Annotated in this window: 15 protein-coding genes; 7 read left to right on the top strand and 8 right to left on the bottom strand. The window is 57.2% G+C overall.

Annotation, left to right across the window (positions count from 1 at the left end; all coding sequences use genetic code 11):
• Positions 1-6 precede the first annotated feature (6 nt).
• The 3 genes from Q1K31_RS09805 (at position 7) to eda (ending at position 2,566) form a co-directional block, all read left to right on the top strand.
• Entirely contained in the window at positions 7-759 is a 753-nt protein-coding gene (locus Q1K31_RS09805; RefSeq protein WP_300379072.1) for an SDR family NAD(P)-dependent oxidoreductase, read from the top strand.
• A 94-nt stretch (positions 760-853) separates the two neighbouring features.
• Positions 854-1,873 (top strand): sugar kinase, encoded by a 1,020-nt coding sequence (locus tag Q1K31_RS09800; protein WP_300379071.1) that lies wholly within the window; start codon positions 854-856, stop codon positions 1,871-1,873.
• A 45-nt stretch (positions 1,874-1,918) separates the two neighbouring features.
• Positions 1,919-2,566 carry a bifunctional 4-hydroxy-2-oxoglutarate aldolase/2-dehydro-3-deoxy-phosphogluconate aldolase gene (eda, locus tag Q1K31_RS09795; protein WP_300379070.1) on the top strand — a complete coding sequence of 216 codons (648 nt, stop codon included), beginning with the start codon at positions 1,919-1,921 and terminating at the stop codon, positions 2,564-2,566.
• 201 nt (positions 2,567-2,767) lie between these two features.
• Here eda and Q1K31_RS09790 read toward each other — a convergent pair whose 3' ends face one another.
• The 5 genes from Q1K31_RS09790 to Q1K31_RS09770 form a co-directional block, all read right to left on the bottom strand.
• Positions 2,768-3,433 carry a protein phosphatase 2C domain-containing protein gene (locus Q1K31_RS09790; protein ID WP_300379069.1) on the bottom strand — a complete coding sequence of 222 codons (666 nt, stop codon included), beginning with the start codon at positions 3,431-3,433 and terminating at the stop codon, positions 2,768-2,770.
• An 89-nt stretch (positions 3,434-3,522) separates the two neighbouring features.
• Positions 3,523-4,518, bottom strand: coding sequence for a type VI secretion system-associated FHA domain protein TagH (gene tagH / locus Q1K31_RS09785; protein WP_300379727.1), 996 nt, complete (start codon positions 4,516-4,518; stop codon positions 3,523-3,525).
• A gap of 56 nt (positions 4,519-4,574) precedes the next feature.
• The gene (locus Q1K31_RS09780) at positions 4,575-6,290 is read right to left on the bottom strand and encodes a serine/threonine-protein kinase (protein ID WP_300379068.1); all 1,716 of its coding nucleotides are present in this window, start codon (positions 6,288-6,290) and stop codon (positions 4,575-4,577) included.
• A 53-nt stretch (positions 6,291-6,343) separates the two neighbouring features.
• A complete protein-coding gene (locus tag Q1K31_RS09775) occupies positions 6,344-7,096 on the bottom strand; it encodes a LysM peptidoglycan-binding domain-containing protein (protein ID WP_300379067.1) in 753 nt (250 codons plus the stop codon).
• The gene (locus Q1K31_RS09770; protein WP_300379066.1) at positions 7,093-8,685 is read right to left on the bottom strand and encodes a bifunctional diguanylate cyclase/phosphodiesterase; all 1,593 of its coding nucleotides are present in this window, start codon (positions 8,683-8,685) and stop codon (positions 7,093-7,095) included. Before Q1K31_RS09770 ends, Q1K31_RS09775 begins: the two co-directional genes overlap by 4 nt.
• Positions 8,686-8,955: 270 nt before the next feature.
• Between Q1K31_RS09770 and Q1K31_RS09765 the strand changes: the two genes are divergently transcribed.
• Together Q1K31_RS09765 and Q1K31_RS09760 are read left to right on the top strand one after the other, a co-directional pair.
• Positions 8,956-9,654: a cytochrome c oxidase assembly protein gene (locus tag Q1K31_RS09765; RefSeq protein ID WP_300379065.1), complete on the top strand. Its 699-nt coding sequence runs from the start codon at positions 8,956-8,958 to the stop codon at positions 9,652-9,654.
• Positions 9,651-10,163 carry a CopD family protein gene (locus Q1K31_RS09760; protein ID WP_300379064.1) on the top strand — a complete coding sequence of 171 codons (513 nt, stop codon included), beginning with the start codon at positions 9,651-9,653 and terminating at the stop codon, positions 10,161-10,163. The genes Q1K31_RS09765 and Q1K31_RS09760 overlap by 4 nt, the downstream gene beginning before the upstream one ends.
• Here Q1K31_RS09760 and Q1K31_RS09755 read toward each other — a convergent pair.
• The gene (locus Q1K31_RS09755; RefSeq protein WP_300379063.1) at positions 10,133-10,645 is read right to left on the bottom strand and encodes a DUF2231 domain-containing protein; all 513 of its coding nucleotides are present in this window, start codon (positions 10,643-10,645) and stop codon (positions 10,133-10,135) included. The two genes, Q1K31_RS09760 and Q1K31_RS09755, sit on opposite strands and share 31 nt — an antisense overlap.
• A gap of 18 nt (positions 10,646-10,663) precedes the next feature.
• On the opposite strand from Q1K31_RS09755, the gene Q1K31_RS09750 reads away from it, so the two are divergent.
• Both Q1K31_RS09750 and ctaD read left to right on the top strand, forming a co-directional pair.
• The gene (locus Q1K31_RS09750) at positions 10,664-11,332 is read left to right on the top strand and encodes a hypothetical protein (protein WP_300379062.1); all 669 of its coding nucleotides are present in this window, start codon (positions 10,664-10,666) and stop codon (positions 11,330-11,332) included.
• On the top strand, positions 11,329-13,818 hold the full coding sequence (gene ctaD / locus Q1K31_RS09745) for a cytochrome c oxidase subunit I (protein WP_300379061.1): 2,490 nt from the start codon (positions 11,329-11,331) through the stop codon (positions 13,816-13,818). Before Q1K31_RS09750 ends, ctaD begins: the two co-directional genes overlap by 4 nt.
• A 416-nt stretch (positions 13,819-14,234) precedes the next feature.
• Here ctaD and Q1K31_RS09740 read toward each other — a convergent pair whose 3' ends face one another.
• Positions 14,235-14,666: a hypothetical protein gene (locus Q1K31_RS09740; RefSeq protein ID WP_300379060.1), complete on the bottom strand. Its 432-nt coding sequence runs from the start codon at positions 14,664-14,666 to the stop codon at positions 14,235-14,237.
• A gap of 124 nt (positions 14,667-14,790) precedes the next feature.
• Entirely contained in the window at positions 14,791-15,798 is a 1,008-nt protein-coding gene (locus Q1K31_RS09735) for a helix-turn-helix transcriptional regulator (RefSeq protein WP_300379059.1), read from the bottom strand.
• Positions 15,799-15,852: the final 54 nt, after the last annotated feature.

Genomic DNA, 15,852 nt, shown 5'->3' with positions numbered 1-15,852 from the left:
CTTCCGATGAAACTCAAAGACAAGGTGGCCATTGTAACTGGCGGTGGTCGTGACATTGGCCGGAGCGCTTCGGTCAAACTCGCAAAGGAAGGCGCGAAAGTCGTTGTCAATTATCACTCCAGCGAGTCTGAGGCGCAGGAGACCCTGAACGAAATCAAGGCCAATGGCGGCGAAGCCATTCTGGTTCAGGGTGACATGACCAAATCCGCAGATGTCGACCGGCTGCTGCAGGAGACCCGCAAGGCCTACGGTGACGAAGTCCATACTCTCGTGAACGTTGTCGGCGGCCTTGTAGCCCGCAAGACGCTGGACGAGATGGATGAGGACTTCTTCAACGGCCTCATGCAGCTCAACCTGACCTCGACATTCCTGTCCATGAAAGCCTTCGTGCCGCTGATGAAGGAAGGCGCATCCGTTATCAACTTCTCATCCCTCGCGGGACGAGACGGTGGCGGCGCAGGCGCGACAGCCTATGCCGCATCGAAAGGTGCGGTCACGACCTTCACGCGAGGCATGGCCAAGGAACTCGGCCCGAAGGGCATTCGCGTCAATGCACTCTGCCCCGGCCTGATTTCAACGACATTCCACGACACTTTCTCCAATCCGGAAGGCCGCAGCAAGATCGCCGGCTCGACACCTCTGCGCCGTGAAGGCCATCCGGACGAAGTGGGGGATGTTGTTGTTTATCTCGCTTCAGCTGAAAGCTCGTTCCTCACCGGCGTCAATCTCGACGTCAATGGCGGGCTGTTCTTCTCCTAGCGGGCTTCCTCCCCCGCTTTACCTGGGCCGGCAATAAGTTCGTTACATCGTGATTGCCGGCCCATATTGTTTTTCAGATCAAGAAACGACCAGAATGACCAAGACTGTAGCCACATTGGGCGAGTTGATGCTGAGGCTGAAACCAGCCGGCAAGCTTCGTTTGAGACAAGCGTCGGGCTTCGAGCTCTGCCATGGTGGCGCTGAAGCCAACGTCGCCACTTCGCTGGCCTGCTTCGGGCTGAACAGCCGCTTCGTGACTGCCCTGCCTGATCATGAGATCGGTACGCAGGCCCTCATGGCCCTGCGGGCAACTGGCATCGACACCGGCCATGTGTTGAGGCGTGATGGCCGTATGGGGCTCTACTTCATGGAAGAAGGAGCGGATTACCGGTCAGGCTGCGTCATTTATGATCGCGACAATACGGCTTTCTCGAACCTGGTCAGCGCTGACATTGACTGGGATGGCGTCTTCAACGGGGTAGACTGGTTTCACATCAGCGGCATTACGCCTGCGGTCTGTGAGACATCGCGTCAACTTGCAGAAGCCGCAGTAAAAGAAGCTAAAGCACGCGGCGTCCATGTCTCGATTGACCTGAACCACCGCGAACGCCTGTGGAATTACGGCGTGAGCGCCTCGGACGTGATGCCGCCGCTTGTCTCAATGGCCGACACGCTAATTGCTGGACGGGGCGATTGCCCTGCCTGCCTCGAGATTGAAGGCGAGGGCGAAAGCGGCTCTGAAGACTGGGCGAGATCGCTCTCCGAACGGGTGCTGGAAGCCTACCCCAACCTGTCGCGGTTCGCCCTGACCATCCGCACGTCTTCATCTGCAGACGTCCATGACTGGCAGGCCTTCCTGCGCACGGGAACAGAAGCGGTATTCTCCCGGCGTTACACCATGTCTCATGTCGTCGACCGTGTCGGTACCGGTGATGCCTTCTGCGCCGGGCTCATCTATGCATTGCTGGACGGACAGTCCGCTCAGGATGCCATCAACTTCGGTGCCGCCGCCAACAGCCTCAAACATTCGATTGCCGGAGACGCAAACCAGGTCACCGCCGAGGAAGTGCTGAATCTGGCCCAGACAAGCGCCTTTGGCCGCCTGCGCCGATAGGTCCGCAGGCTGCGAGACAAAACTTCAAGATCGAGGAATATCTGCATGAAATCGACGACTGCGCTTCGCATCGCGATCGACAAGGCCCCCATCGTCCCGGTGCTGACCGTGCATGATGTCACTCACGCCGCCCCCCTGGCAGAAGCGCTGGTCTCTGGCGGTCTGACGACAGCGGAAATCACGCTCAGGACGCCCGCCGCCCTGGAGGTCATCAGCGCCTTCAGGAAACACGCGCCTGATCTGATTGTCGGCGCCGGGACGATTGTCTCAGCTGGGGACGTTAACTCTGCTCTTGATGCCGGCGCCGAATTCCTGATCTCACCGGGCAGCTCGCCGGCACTGATTGAAGCCTTGTCCGAACATGACGGTGCCATCCTGCCGGGCGTGGCAACAGCCAGTGAAGCCATGTCCCGTTTTGACGAGGGATATGGCACATTGAAATTCTTTCCCGCGGAAGTTTCCGGGGGCGCCAAGTTCCTGAAATCGGTCGCCGCTCCCCTGCCCCACATCGACTTCATACCCACGGGCGGCATCACACCCGGCAACATGCGTGACTATCTCTCCCTTCCAAATGTGATCGCCGTTGGCGGCTCGTGGATTGTCACGCAAGAAGATCTCTCTAACGGGGACTGGGCTGCGATTGCCGACAAAGCGCGACACGCAGCGTCTATTGCCCGGAAAGTGCACCACTAGGCGTCACCATGCTGTAACTTGCAAGTCTGGTTACAGCCGTCCGTGAGATATAAAGAAGCAGACGCTTGAATCCTGAAGTCCGCTTATCCTGGCTTATGTGTTGAATTATCGAAGTGCATTCAGGGCGATGGACCGACCACCCCTGATCTGGTTCCAAGGACGCCTACTGAGAACATCGCTGCTTCCAATGACAATGCCACTCTAACTGAGTACGTCGACAAGAACGGCCGTCACATTGTCTGGCGCTCCATTCTCCAGTGTGCGACTGATCAAACCGTCGTTCGCGGAAGAAATATCGCTGCCGTTTATCAGCTCGAGTATCTGGAGATCATCTACCACGGAGGTAAGACCGTCAGAGCACAGAAGAAAACGGTCGCCCGCTTCCAGTTCTCCATTGGCTGTTTCCAGCGCCAGATCGGGATTAGCCCCAACCGCACGGGTTACAATATGTGCATGAGAGTGGTGGCGGGCCTCTTCGGCAGATATCTCTCCGGCATCGACCAGGGTCTGCACAACGCTGTGGTCACTCGTGAGGCGGCGCAGACGTCCCTTTCTGAGAAGATAAACCCGGCTATCTCCAGCCCAGGTACAGGAATAATAGCCCCGGCATGCCGTCAAAGCCGCGACAGTCGCGCCCATTGGACTTCGCCCGCTGGCTTGCAGCTCTTCATTGGCCTGCCCTAGTTGGCGGGCCACTTCACCCCGCAGGGCATATACCGTTTCTGCCGGGCTAATGCGCGCCAGACGCTGGATAATCAAGGCGCTGGCGAAATCACCATTATTATGACCGCCCATGCCGTCCGCCACTGCCCACAAGGCCGTCTCAGGGCATTCGACAAAAGCATCCTCATTAAGCTTGCGGACCATGCCCGGATGCGTCCTGCCCACCGACCGGAAGCGGAAGCCGTGCGAAGGTAAAGTCACGTTATGCGTGGCCTTCAAAGGTGGTCGCCATCTCATTCACCCGGTTCCCGCACGTTTAGGTCGTTGGCGCATCGCTCGTAGCCTCGCTTGAAGGCGCGATTTACGGCACTATCCGCATCATTGAAAGGATTGCTTGAAACGTTGGCATGAAGAGACTTCATCTGGCGCCATGACGCTTCGGAACGTTCCATGAATAGAGAAGTCTTCACTTGCGCGTCTATCGTTTTCGGATCGAATTGCTCGAGTAACTCCGAAACCACTTCTCTGGACCCTGCAACGAGACACAGGGAATGGGCCTTCAAGTCTTCGAAACATTCCCTGACCGCGTCTGCGCCTTTAAGAAACCCACCTGTTCGCTCGCACAGCAGGTCCACAGCAAGGCGGTGAGTTGGCGCCCACTTGAGGGGATTGTTAGCTGTCGCACCGATTGTTGTACGATCAAGGCTGTATTCGGTTTTTACTGATGCCCGCTCGCTCATCAGGTCGCCAAGGCCGAGCACGACTTGCCGGTAGATTTCACCGAGCCGGTGCATTACTTCTGCGGCATCCTCACTTGTCAGGTAGGAAGGGTCGAGTTCGGCTCCCTGACAGAAGGCTTCAAGCATAACAACTTCACCGGCGGGATCGCCCTTTTCAGTTTGCGGCTGAGGGTGCGGCTCAGGCCCGGCCCAGTGGTCAGGTATCGCATTTGTGCTGGCCGCGCCGGCACTATCATGCAAGGGGGCCCCCTTTGCAGACGAGCCGGTCGGATCAACCTGCTCATCTTCAGCATTGCTGTCAGCGTCGACTACGAGGACATACTGCCCAAGATGCAGTGTTTCGCCGTCTGGGACCTTCATTTCCACAGATCGCTCCATGCGCTCGCAATCTGCCCCAATGTAGACCCCATTGGCGCTCGTATCGCGTACAAATATTTGCTTGTGCCTGGCCGATATTGTGCAGTGGAAACGTGATAAACGGCGGTCAGGATCATCGATTACCCATACCGCGTTTGCGTCCCGGCCGACGGTCACCTCCCCTTCACCCATGATGTAGGAATCGATTTGGCGGCCAGGATTTTCTTTTCGAAACAGTCGCAGTGTAATCATCGTGACACCATCGTCAGTTTCGCCGGCGTCACCACAGTCTGATCGGCACTCTGTTCATCGAGGATCACTGTCTCGGTAGATCCGGCACAGGCTCCGGATGCGGGCTCTCCGCGCGACTGCACCGAGACGGCAAAAGCATTGAACCTGTCATACAGCTCGCCGAACTCATCTTTTCTCTGATGTGATATCTGGAAGTCCACATCACCCGCTGCAGCATCACGCAACGCACCCTTGAGGCGGCGAAGCGGCCACAACAATGTCCGGGCCGCGACATAACTCAGACACCCCACCATCGCGACCACGAGAACCCCAAGGCCTATCAGCATGTTTCGCATGTGGGAGGCAGCATTGATCAACTCTGCTTTCTGCATATGCACTTGCACAGCACCAAAGTTGCGGCCGGAGTAGCTGATGGGCTGCGTGAAGCGGAAAAGCTCGGCACCATCAGCCCCTTCTGTCGTACTGACTTTGCCTTGCCCATCACCAATTGGCTTCACCTGCATCCCGAAATCTTCAACCGTAGTGCCAACCAGGGTCGAAGCGGACGCAGCACGCACTGTACCCTGTCCGTCAATAACGGTGATGTCTGTAACATTCGGATCGGACGATGCCGAATTGATGAAGGCCTGCACGGGGAGCCAGTCCTGCGCTGTCTCCGGTAAGGAAGAATTTTCCACAGCGTGAAGCGCGGTGTTCGTCGCGACGAAGGAAGCAATCGATGAGCCTGATGTAATCGCCAGCTTTTCCATCGTCTTGTTCTGATGGCCGATGACAAATGATCCAGCCACAAACAGGAATGCTATCGAGATTGCACATGCCGAGAGCGTCAGGCGCAGTTGCAGTGACAGTCTTCGACGCCGGCCTTCCGCGAATACGGCATCATGACTTTCTTTCTCTCGCCGTAGTGCTTCCAGCAAAATACCGCCACTCGCAAAGCGGCGTTCAGGCTTTTTCTCGAGCAGTTTCTTGACAATGAATTCGAGCCCGCGCGGACACTCCGGACTGATATTTATAGGTGAGGGATCCTGCTGGGTTATCTGTACAGCCAGTGTCGCAATGCCATTGCCGTTGAACGCAGGACGCCCCGTCAGCAGCTCATAAAGAACAGACCCTACCGAAAACAGATCGGAACGTCCGTCCAGTTCCCGGCTCAAGGCCTGCTCGGGGCTCATGTAACGGGGGGTGCCGACAACCTGCCCCACTTGCGTCATCACACCTTCAGCCGCTTCTGCCGGACCGCCTTCGGCCACACGAGCGATCCCGAAGTCGAGGATCTTTATCGAGTTACCATCCTGCCCAAGCATGATGTTGGAAGGCTTGATATCACGGTGCACGATACCCATGCCATGCGCATAGTTCAGGGCATCTGCGAGCTGCTGACCGATTTCTATGACAGTACCGATCTCGAACTGTCCACGTTTCAGGAGGGCATTGTCCAGCGATTCCCCCGCTAGAAGCTCCATGGCGATGTAGGGATATCCAGCCACATCCCCGACATCGTAGATCGTGACGATGTTGGGATGCGAGAGGGCCCCCGCAGCGCGTGCCTCGCGAAGAAAGCGCTTCGCATATTCGGGTTTCTCGCAATATTCCTGCTTGAGAACCTTTATAGCGAGGATACGGTCTATCTTGGGATCGTAAGCCCGGTAGACCTCGGCCATTGCGCCCTGTCCAATACGCGCTTGGATTTCATATCGGCCAACACGTTTCATGTGTTCACTTCCATCTTACTATTTCGCAGCACATTCTTGCGCTGCCGGGCTCCTCAGCCTGTTTTATTGAGCGCTTTCTGGATACGCTCAGCCTTTTCCAGGTCCGCTGCGATGTTTGGGTTGTTGCTGTCGAGCCCCCGGGCCCGCCGAAGCAAGCTCACGGCGCGGTCGGTATTGCCGGTATTCAATTGCTCAAGCGCTTGCAGACGCAGGGCGTTCGCCGCCGCGACATCGGTCGCAGAAACGGCTTGTACTGGCTCAGGTTGAGAACTGGGAGCAGTCACGAGCTCCTGCTCTTCCCGGTCACCCGCCATGTCTCCGAACCGGGTGGGAATCCTCAGGCTCTGCCCCGCCATCAGCCGATTGGGCGCCTCCAGATCATTGTAACGTGACAGAGCGTAGAAAAACAGCGCATCCCCTAGAAAGTCCTGCGCCAATGAAGATGTCGTTTCGCCTGGCTGTACGTTGTGCAGCTTGTGACTCTCACCCAATAGCTCCACCGGATCTGTCCGGATCTGATCGAGGAGTTTCACGGCGGTAGCGTTATCCGGATTGATGGCCAGCATGGCCTCTATCTCGATCAACGCCAGAGCTTCCTCGCCCTTGTCGAGCAGCTGAATAGCACGCTGCGTACGCTCGCGTGTTGTAAGTGGAGCCTCTTTTTTTATCTCTGGCGCCGGATCATACGGCACTACCTCAGGTTGCGAGACCGTCTCTACCGGATCCGGCGCCTCAGGGGGTGTGTGCGAACATGCCGTCGTCAGGACCGTCCCCACGATCATCATTATTGTCGTCGGCCTGATCATAAGTACCGCCTCTCTAACTCATCGTGCATGTCTGCCACCGGAGAGCAGATTGTCTGGAGCCAGACCGGGTCTGCCGCTATACTGGAGAAAGCGACGGCATCCATTGGCTTGGCAAAATAGAATCCCTGAAAACTTGTACAGCCCATAAGCGCAAGCGCATCGAGCTCTTCGCGGCGTTCAACGCCTTCGGCGAGAGCAGAAATGCCCAGACCGGAGGCCAGCTCGATTAGCGCCTTGCAAATGGCACCGCTGGTGCTGCTCTGATCGACATGAGAAACAAACTCACGGTCGATCTTCAGCTTGCTGACGGGAAGGTTTTTCAGGTAGCTCAGACTGGAGTAACCACTTCCGAAGTCATCAATAGCGAGGCCGAAGCCAGCTTCCCGCAGACTGCTGAAAATCTGCAGCGTCAGGGCCGAGTTTTCCATAGCGGCGGTCTCGGTCAGCTCGAATTCGATGCTTGCCGGTGTCAGGCCGTGGTTTTGGACGGTCCGCTTGATGACCGTCTTGAGCTCAGGATTACGTAGCTGTCGCGCCGAAAGGTTGATAGCCATCTTGAAGTCCGGATGACCACTCATGCGCCACTCGCGTAACTGTCGGCAAGCCGTGTTGATGACCCAGATTCCGACCTCCTCCATCAGACCTGAATCTTCCAGGATCGGGACAAACTCGACCGGTGAAATCGCGCCTAATCTGGGATGGCTCCAGCGCAACAAGGCTTCCGCCCCTGAAACGCGCATCCGGGCAGTGTCTATGAGGGGCTGGTAGTGCAAGGCTAGCTCGCCTTTGCTTATCGCTTCACGCAAGTCCTGTTCGAGCGCAAATCGGCGACGAAGATCGTATACAGAATCTTCCGATGCGGGTGCGGGTGTGCCGCCTCGCGTACCAGGACGGCTTAAAGAGGCGAGTCCCCGGCTAATGAGCTCTCCAGGTGTCTCAAGCTGTTGGCGCGTTTCAGCCGACCCGATTTCCAGTTCGGGCTCGATGGCAACCCCCTCCTGGAAAATTGGTTCTCTCAACGCATAAGCCAGAGCCTGAAGCTCAGCTCTTGCCGCCTCTAGCTCGTCGGTTCCACCAAACCAGATCGCGAAGCAGTTACTCTCCACGCGGGTAAGTAATCTCGACTTTCCAAGGGCATTACGGGCACGTTCATGGAACGCATTCAAAAACCTGTCAGCCACAGCCACATCGAATGCCACCATCCGATCATAATTTGCGATACGGATTATCCCGAGTAGCGAGGGTGCTAGCGAAGGCGTCAGCTCCCGGGAGAGAACCGAAACAAGGTTTTCACGTCCCTGGACAACAGACTGTGTTCCTTCCTGTTTAACGGCATTCTCGGTATATGACTGCTTTTTAGAAGCCTGAGGGTTATTCCCCTCCAGGAACCATTTTCGGGCACTACCAAGACGCATGGCTAACAAGCCGCCAATCACCCCAAGCGCATAAAACGCTGAGAGGTGAACTTTTTGTGGCACCAGAACCAGCAACAGCGCAAATGGTCCAAATCCGAGCATTAATCCAGCACAGGACCACCAGGCTTCCGACCGTACATGGCCGGTAGAGATCTGGCCGATCAAATGCTTCATAGTTATGCCACACCATCATCTGGACTGTGAGCAAGCTGGACTAGAACCCTCAAAGCCCGATTAATTTATTGTATAAAGACAACGTCTTTTCTTAATCTCTCGATTAGAAGCTATTCGTCGGGAGCAAACACTTCAGCAAATGCTCCGGGCGTATCCTGCCCTATCCTGCCATCTCGCCGACCATCCATTTCAGATGTTTGTTCATAGCAGCACAGCTATGATAGCCTTAAAAAAATCTATTCATCTTTGCATAGGAAAGATCCTGCTTGCATGAACGGCATCTATTGCGGACTGCCTCCCCTACCGAAGGAGATATGGACAAGCTGGAACCTTGATGGGTGGCTTCTCGCCTCCCTTGTCGTTCTTGCGGTATTGCTTCGGCGTGACAGGGCGGGCCTCGCGGCGGTGTTTGTTCTGAGCGTGGCTTTCATATCCCCACTCTGCGCCCTGTCCTCCGCTCTTTTTTCAGCCCGGGCTGTTCACCATGTCCTGCTCGTCGCTGTGGCCGCACCGCTGCTTTCGCTCGTCTTGCGCAGACGTACCGGCATGTCTCTGGCACCGCCCTTCGTGGTTTCAACGGTTACGCTCTGGCTCTGGCATCTGCCCGGCGCGTATGACCTCGCCCTGTCAAATATCCCGGTTTACTGGATCATGCAGCTCACGCTTCTGGGGAGCGCAACCTGGTTCTGGCACACTGTCCTGGCCGGACAGGCTTCGCCTGTGGAACGCTTTGCCTACATTGTCGCCTCATTCGCGCAAATGGGCATGCTTGGAGCTATCCTGACCCTGATGCCGCAACCGGTCTATGCTGCTCACAGCACCGCCCCCTTCCTCTGGGGGCTCACACCGCTTGAGGACCAGCAGCTCGCGGGACTGGTGATGTGGGTGCCAGCCGGTCTTCCCTACGCGGTCGCTGCCGTCTTTCTGGCGAGACGAAGCTGGGCCAATCTCAAGGATGGCGTAGCGTGATAGACTGGCTCATTTCCACAACACCGATCTTCAAGGCCATACATATTTCGGGGCTGGCCATCTGGTGCGGCGGCCTCCTAATCCTGCCCTTTATGCTCGGGCGCCATGACCCTGCTGTGGTCGAAGCTGATTACCGCCTTATCCGCCGTGCCACGCACCTCACCTATACTACCTGTGTCACCCCTGCGGCTGTAATCACGGTAATTGCTGGCACCTGGCTCATATTCCTTCGCGCAGCCTTTTCGCCCTGGCTGTTCGTCAAGCTCGCGCTCGTCGCACTTCTTGTTGCCGTGCATGTCTGGGTAGGCCGCACGCTCGTCAAAGTCGCAGAGCAACCAGGCAGACACACGCCACCAGGCCCCTATCTGCCTATGGCAGTTATACTTTCTCTGGTGATTGCCATTCTCGTTCTTGTCTTCGTCAAACCTGCGCTCAACTGGATCGTTTTCCCGGAGTGGTTGCTGGAGCCCCGCGATGCTCAATTGACCTTCGAAGTTCCCAGCCGGTAATCGAAAACGAGCTTGCCCCCATGCCAGCCGGTAAATGCCACCATGACAACGCAAACCGCCGACAGGAGTATCCCATAGGGCAGCACCGCATCCTCATAGCCATAAAGCCTGTAGCCCCAGTTTGCGCCGAGAAGCGACAGCAGGGTTACGGCGATAATGAAATGCGTCCAGGCTGGTGCCCGCGCGCGAATGCCGGAGACAAGCAACAATTCTGCGGTCCCGGAGATGCCGGCAAACATACCGAGCAGAAATCCCGTTCCCGCAGCCCACATCGCAGCTCGCGCCCAGAATACATCTCCCGTCCACCAGTAAAACGCGTCGGCTCCAAAAACACAGAATGTAAGCGCAACAGGAAACGCGACGCTCATGGCATGGATCGGGTGACCGAGGACAGAAATGCGGGACTCAGTCTGATCAAAACCCGGGTTTTCACTGATCGGGTCGATAAGTTCTTCGCGTTCGCCCTTGATCGTTTCCGTCATGTCGGTCCGCTTCCCCGCTTGTCTCTCACATTCCTAACGCTGTTCACTCTTGGCGGTTGCCAGGGCGAACTGTCCACCCTGTCGCCAGCAGGCCCGGCCGCGCGAGACATAGCGACACTCTGGTGGGGCATGCTGGTTGGCGCGCTTCTGATACTCAGTTTCGTCATGCTGCTCATTCTGATGGCCTTCCGCCGGCCGGCCAAGACAGCAGACGAAGCTCAGCAGGTCCGTGTCTGGATCGTGAATCTTGGCCTGATCTTTCCGGTTTCAATCCTGCTTGCCCTCCTTGTTTACGGCCTTGTGATCGGGGAACGCCTGCTGCCACGCAGCAGTGCCGAGGTCATCACTGTAGAAGCTGAAGCGAGCCGATGGTCGTGGACATTTTCCTATCCAGACCGGCCTGGGCTACAGACACAGGATGTCCTTCATATTCCGGCCGGGCGACCAGTCGATATCGAAATCACGTCTACCGACGTCATCCATAGCTTCTGGGTTCCACGGGTCGCCGGAAAGATGGACGCCGTGCCAGGCCACGTAAATGTCCTCCGAATTGAGGCGGACCGGCCGGGCCGCTACGCCGGGCGCAGTGCCGAGTTCAGCGGCAGCGGGTATGCCAGCTTCGGCTTTACCCTTATTGCTCACGACCCTACGGCATGGGAGTCATTCTTGGCGGGTGAAACCGGATGAATACACTTGAACGCCACCGCAAGCTGAGCGCGATCTGGGCTTCCGAGCGCGGCTTGAAAGGCTGGTTTTCCACAGTAAACCATACCGACCTGGGGCGAATGTTTCTCGTCACAGCGTTCTTCTTCTTCCTGGTTGGCGGGATCCTGGCGATGCTGATCCGCGCACAGCTGGCCACACCGCATTCAGCGTTCGCGGGTCCGGATATCTACAACCAGATCTTCACCATGCACGGAACAATCATGATGTTCCTGTTCGCCATCCCGACCTTCGAGGGACTGGCGGTCTATCTTCTCCCAAAGCTGCTTGGAACCCGCGACCTCGCTTTTCCCAGGCTCACAGCTTACGGCTACTGGTGTTACGTCTTCGGCGGAACAATGCTGCTTGTTTCAATGCTGTTCGGCATCGCGCCCGACGGCGGATGGTTCATGTACCCGCCCCTAACAGGCGCGATCCATTCGCCGGGCATCAATACCGATTTCTGGCTTATCGGTATCACTTTCGTGGAAATCTCTGCCATCGCGGCAGCTGTTGAGATCACGGTCTCGATCCTGAAATTCCGCGCACCGGGGATGTCGCTCGACAAGATGCCAATTTTCGCGTGGTACGCCCTGGTGACAGCGCTCATGATCCTGACCGGCTTCCCGCCGCTTATTCTGGGGTCGGTCCTGCTTGAGCTCGAACGTGCTTTCGGCCTGCCCTTCTTCCAGGCTGACCTTGGAGGCGACAGCCTGCTCTGGCAGCACCTCTTCTGGCTCTTCGGACATCCGGAAGTCTATATAATCTTTCTGCCTGCGGCGGGGATTATCTCTACTATCCTGCCAGTGATGTGCCGTACCTCACTCCTAGGCTATGGCTGGATTGTTGCCGCGACACTCGGTCTGGCCTTCCTGTCATTCGGTCTGTGGGTGCATCACATGTTCACCACGGGCATTCCGCACATGGGACTCGCCTTCTTCTCTGCTGCTTCCACGCTTGTAGCCGTTCCCACCAGTGTGCAGATCTTTGCCTGGATCGGTACGATCTGGAAAGGCCGGCCGGAACTGCACCTGCCCATGCTGCATATTCTGGGCTTCTTTCTGACCTTCGTTATCGGAGGGCTGACTGGTGTCATGGTCGCCGTGGTGCCGTTTGACTGGCAGGCCCACGACACAGCCTTCATCACTGCGCACCTGCACTATGTCCTGTTTGGCGGTTTCGTATTTCCAGTATTTGCCGGAATCTATTACTGGTTGCCACACTTCACGGGACGCAAGCGCTTTTTCCGTCTAGGCGAGGTCGCTTTCGCTCTGATATTTATCGGTTTCCATATCACATTCCTTGCCATGCACTGGGTCGGGCTCCTCGGGCAGCGCCGCAGAATATCGACGTATCAGCCGGAAGATGGGTGGACGATGATCAATCTCATCTCGTCCATAGGCGGTTTCATCCTGGCAATCGGCATCGCGATCGTCCTCGTCGAGATAATTCTGCACGCCATGACCGCCAATCGCGGCAAGCGTAATCCATGGAAGGCGGGCACGCTGGAGTGGGCAATGGTGACCCCGCCGCCTGCCTACAATTTTGCCAGTCTGCCGCATGTAACCAGTCGCGAACCGCTCGCCGACGATCCCGGTCTTCCGGCAAGATTGGCCCGGGGTGACGGGTACCTCGCCGATCCGCCGACTGAGGGCAGCCGACGTGAAACCCTGACGGTAGATATTTCCACCGGCCGGCCAGACTATCATGTTGCTTATCCGGGAAACTCGCGTCTTCCCATTATCCTCGCCGCAGTGACAGGCCTCTTCTTTCTGTCGCTATTGTTGAAGACCTACTGGGTCACGCCGCTTGCTGTAACAGGTGTCGCAATTCTCGGCTGGCTCTGGGTCTGGTCTCGTGGACATAAGAAAGACATGCCGCCCCAACCCATTGGCCGAGGCATAAAACTGGCGAACTCATCTACTGTCGACAGGTCGCCGGGCTGGTGGGGATCTGCGTTCCTTCTCACCGCGGACGCCACCTTTTTTGGCTCTCTCCTGTTCGGATTTGCCTTCCTCTGGACGGTCGCTCCCGGCTGGCCGCCTCCAGCCCTGTTCGAGCCTTCGGCGCTGGAGTTCGCCACAGGACTGGCAGGTATGGGAATAAGTGCCATCAGCATACGCCGGGCAATCGGCGCCAACCGGGTTGGGGACAAGCCGGGAGCCTGGCTTGTCATGGCATTGGCCGGCACGGGACTGGTAGCAGTTATTTGCATTACCCTGATGCTTCGCGCGCCAGCCCCTCCTGGTCACGCTTATGGTGCCACACTCCTTGTGCTCGGCGGTTACGGCCTGTTCCACGCAGCTCTGGCGACTATGATGATATTGTTCCTCATGGCGCGGGTCAGAGGAAAGTTTGCAATGACGGCGTGCCGGGCGGAATTTTCCGTTGTGAAACTATGGGTCGATTATGCGGCTGTCACAGGTGTCCTCATCCTGATGGCCGCTCATCTTCCGGGAGCGCTTGGGTGAAGGACCTGTTGCGCATCCTTATCGCCCCACTCATATGGTTTGTGGCCTTCAGCTCGATCTACGGCCTGCACGGCCTTATCTGCGGCCACGGCCTTCAGGCTATTCAGATTGGCAGCCTTTCCTTGCCGCGACCCCTGTTGGTCGCAGCTTATTTGCTAGCCATTGGTGTACAGATGGTCGTTCTCGGCGCGCTGTACTCGGCTCAATTTCGCTCCCGGTCCGGTTTTGTGAGGTTTGTCAGCCGTGCAACTGGCTGGACTGGGCTGGTCGCCACGATATGGTCACTGCTCCCGGCCGCCACGACCTCGTATTGCGTCTAACAGGTGTGTACTCCCGAATACGCCCTGTCTCAGGCAATTCCGGTCGCCGACCTATCCAACCAGAAACGCACGTCACTCTTTAAAAGCGGCGACCACTCAGCTTGAAATGGAGATGTCCCCCAGCCGCTCTTGGCCTTCATCTGTCACAGTGATGACCAGGCTAGCTCCGTCAGAGCGTTCGGCATTTATGTTGTGGACCGGACCATCGACCTCATCCACCGTTATCTCGAACCCCTGTTCCACGGCCTGATCGCGGTAATGGCTCATGATTGCTTCAGCACTGTCTGAGGACCGGAAAAGGGCCATCGTCTGCCCCATGGCTGACATGTATGATTCCAGATCGGCCCCTGGATAGGGTGTGAAGTCCAGCGCAAAGTCCTGCTGCGCGGTAGCGGCGTCGGTCGCGTTAGCGCCTGTCACCGCAGCGCTGGCCCCAGGTTCTTGTTCGGTGTCAGTTGTTGCAGGTGCTTCGCTGCCACACGCTGCAAGTGAGGCGCTAATCAACAGAGCCAGATATGCGGATTTCATGGAACCCCTCCTCTATTCCTGTGAAGCCTCCCCAGCCAGCGCTGGGCCTCACAGTCCCATATACTCCCAGCAAACTATCCTGCGGGTCTGCAGCCTCACAATAGGGCAACCGGCCTACTCAACTTCAGTGAATGAATACCGAAGCACGCTGCATAAGGGCGGGAAGGACTGCGGCACGCGAGCTGACGCCAAGGCGGTCCATGACTGCTTCCACATGGCGCCGCACAGTATGAATGCTGATCCCCAGCTCTTCGGCGATATCGCGGTTGCTTTTTCCCTCGACCATGAGCCTGGCAATCTCGATCAGGCGGGTGCTGAGCCCGACTTCACGGGCAGCCGACGACAGGTCAAAAGCACTGACAGGTTGCCCGAGAACAAGCACAAGCTCGCTCGACAGGCAGCCCTCAAGGACGGGGCCAACGATACGAAGCACCTCTCCCGAGCCCATAACGTTCGGAACATCCTGAAAGAATGAGTTGGCATGGATCACGGCGCCAGAGCCATCAACAAGCGCGGCCGGACAGGGAATCTGCTGCAAAGACTGTGCGACCTCGCCGGCGCTCGGACTGCTGGCATCAAGCGCGTTGAATGCATGCTCGAATGTGGGAAGCACAAGGTTCAGAATGGCCTCTGTGCGCTCCCCCGCAAAACCGGGGTCTTCATCGCCAGCGAACCCAAAGGCGAATACGGCCTCACCGACAGGCAGCCGGGCACTCATTCCGATGACGTGGTGCATCCCGGCAGGCTGAAAGGCCTCCTGAAAATAGCGCGTACTCTCGATTTCCTCACGCACACCTATCTTGTTTTCGTGATGAACTCCGGAGCCAAGACTGCGGCGCATCCGATTGATCGTTTCCAGTTCCTGGTCGGAAAAAAGGAAAAATCCTTCCCGGTCAAACCCCTGCCACCGCTCGAAGAAGTAGTCGGAAATCTGTTCGCCTATGCTGTCACTGACAATCACCGGTGAACCAGAATGGAAATACAGTGCAAAGGCTCCCGAAGCCCCAACCAGTTCACGCAATCTCGACAGGCAGTCGCGCACATCACCTTGGGCACGCGTTACGGCCAGATCGAATAGAGATCGCTGGATTTCTGAAATTTCGTTGAGCTCGGGCTCTTCGAATTTCACCATTCCCCTGCCCCCAGCACTGGATTCTGGAGCTGCCTTCAATGCGGCGCGCGCATG

Source organism: Henriciella sp. (genome assembly GCF_029936995.1).
In the GTDB taxonomy this organism is placed as follows: Bacteria; Pseudomonadota; Alphaproteobacteria; order Caulobacterales; family Hyphomonadaceae; genus Henriciella.
The sequence above is the reverse complement of the archived record's forward strand: the minus strand, read 5'-3'. Positions and strand labels throughout refer to the sequence as shown.

What these genes read in the sequence shown, in the direction of transcription:
- tagH (WP_300379727.1), bottom strand. Translation starts at nt 4,518, where the DNA reads ATGGGTGAAGGGGAGGTGACCGTCGGCCGGGACGCAAACGCGGTATGG.
- Q1K31_RS09775 (WP_300379067.1), bottom strand. Translation starts at nt 7,096, where the DNA reads ATGATCAGGCCGACGACAATAATGATGATCGTGGGGACGGTCCTGACG.
- Q1K31_RS09805 (WP_300379072.1), top strand. Translation starts at nt 7, where the DNA reads ATGAAACTCAAAGACAAGGTGGCCATTGTAACTGGCGGTGGTCGTGAC.
- Q1K31_RS09790 (WP_300379069.1), bottom strand. Translation starts at nt 3,433, where the DNA reads ATGGTCCGCAAGCTTAATGAGGATGCTTTTGTCGAATGCCCTGAGACG.
- Q1K31_RS09735 (WP_300379059.1), bottom strand. Translation starts at nt 15,798, where the DNA reads ATGGTGAAATTCGAAGAGCCCGAGCTCAACGAAATTTCAGAAATCCAG.
- Q1K31_RS09740 (WP_300379060.1), bottom strand. Translation starts at nt 14,666, where the DNA reads ATGAAATCCGCATATCTGGCTCTGTTGATTAGCGCCTCACTTGCAGCG.
- Q1K31_RS09780 (WP_300379068.1), bottom strand. Translation starts at nt 6,290, where the DNA reads ATGAAACGTGTTGGCCGATATGAAATCCAAGCGCGTATTGGACAGGGC.
- Q1K31_RS09800 (WP_300379071.1), top strand. Translation starts at nt 854, where the DNA reads ATGACCAAGACTGTAGCCACATTGGGCGAGTTGATGCTGAGGCTGAAA.
- ctaD (WP_300379061.1), top strand. Translation starts at nt 11,329, where the DNA reads ATGAATACACTTGAACGCCACCGCAAGCTGAGCGCGATCTGGGCTTCC.
- Q1K31_RS09755 (WP_300379063.1), bottom strand. Translation starts at nt 10,645, where the DNA reads ATGACGGAAACGATCAAGGGCGAACGCGAAGAACTTATCGACCCGATC.
- Q1K31_RS09770 (WP_300379066.1), bottom strand. Translation starts at nt 8,685, where the DNA reads ATGAAGCATTTGATCGGCCAGATCTCTACCGGCCATGTACGGTCGGAA.
- Q1K31_RS09765 (WP_300379065.1), top strand. Translation starts at nt 8,956, where the DNA reads ATGAACGGCATCTATTGCGGACTGCCTCCCCTACCGAAGGAGATATGG.
- eda (WP_300379070.1), top strand. Translation starts at nt 1,919, where the DNA reads ATGAAATCGACGACTGCGCTTCGCATCGCGATCGACAAGGCCCCCATC.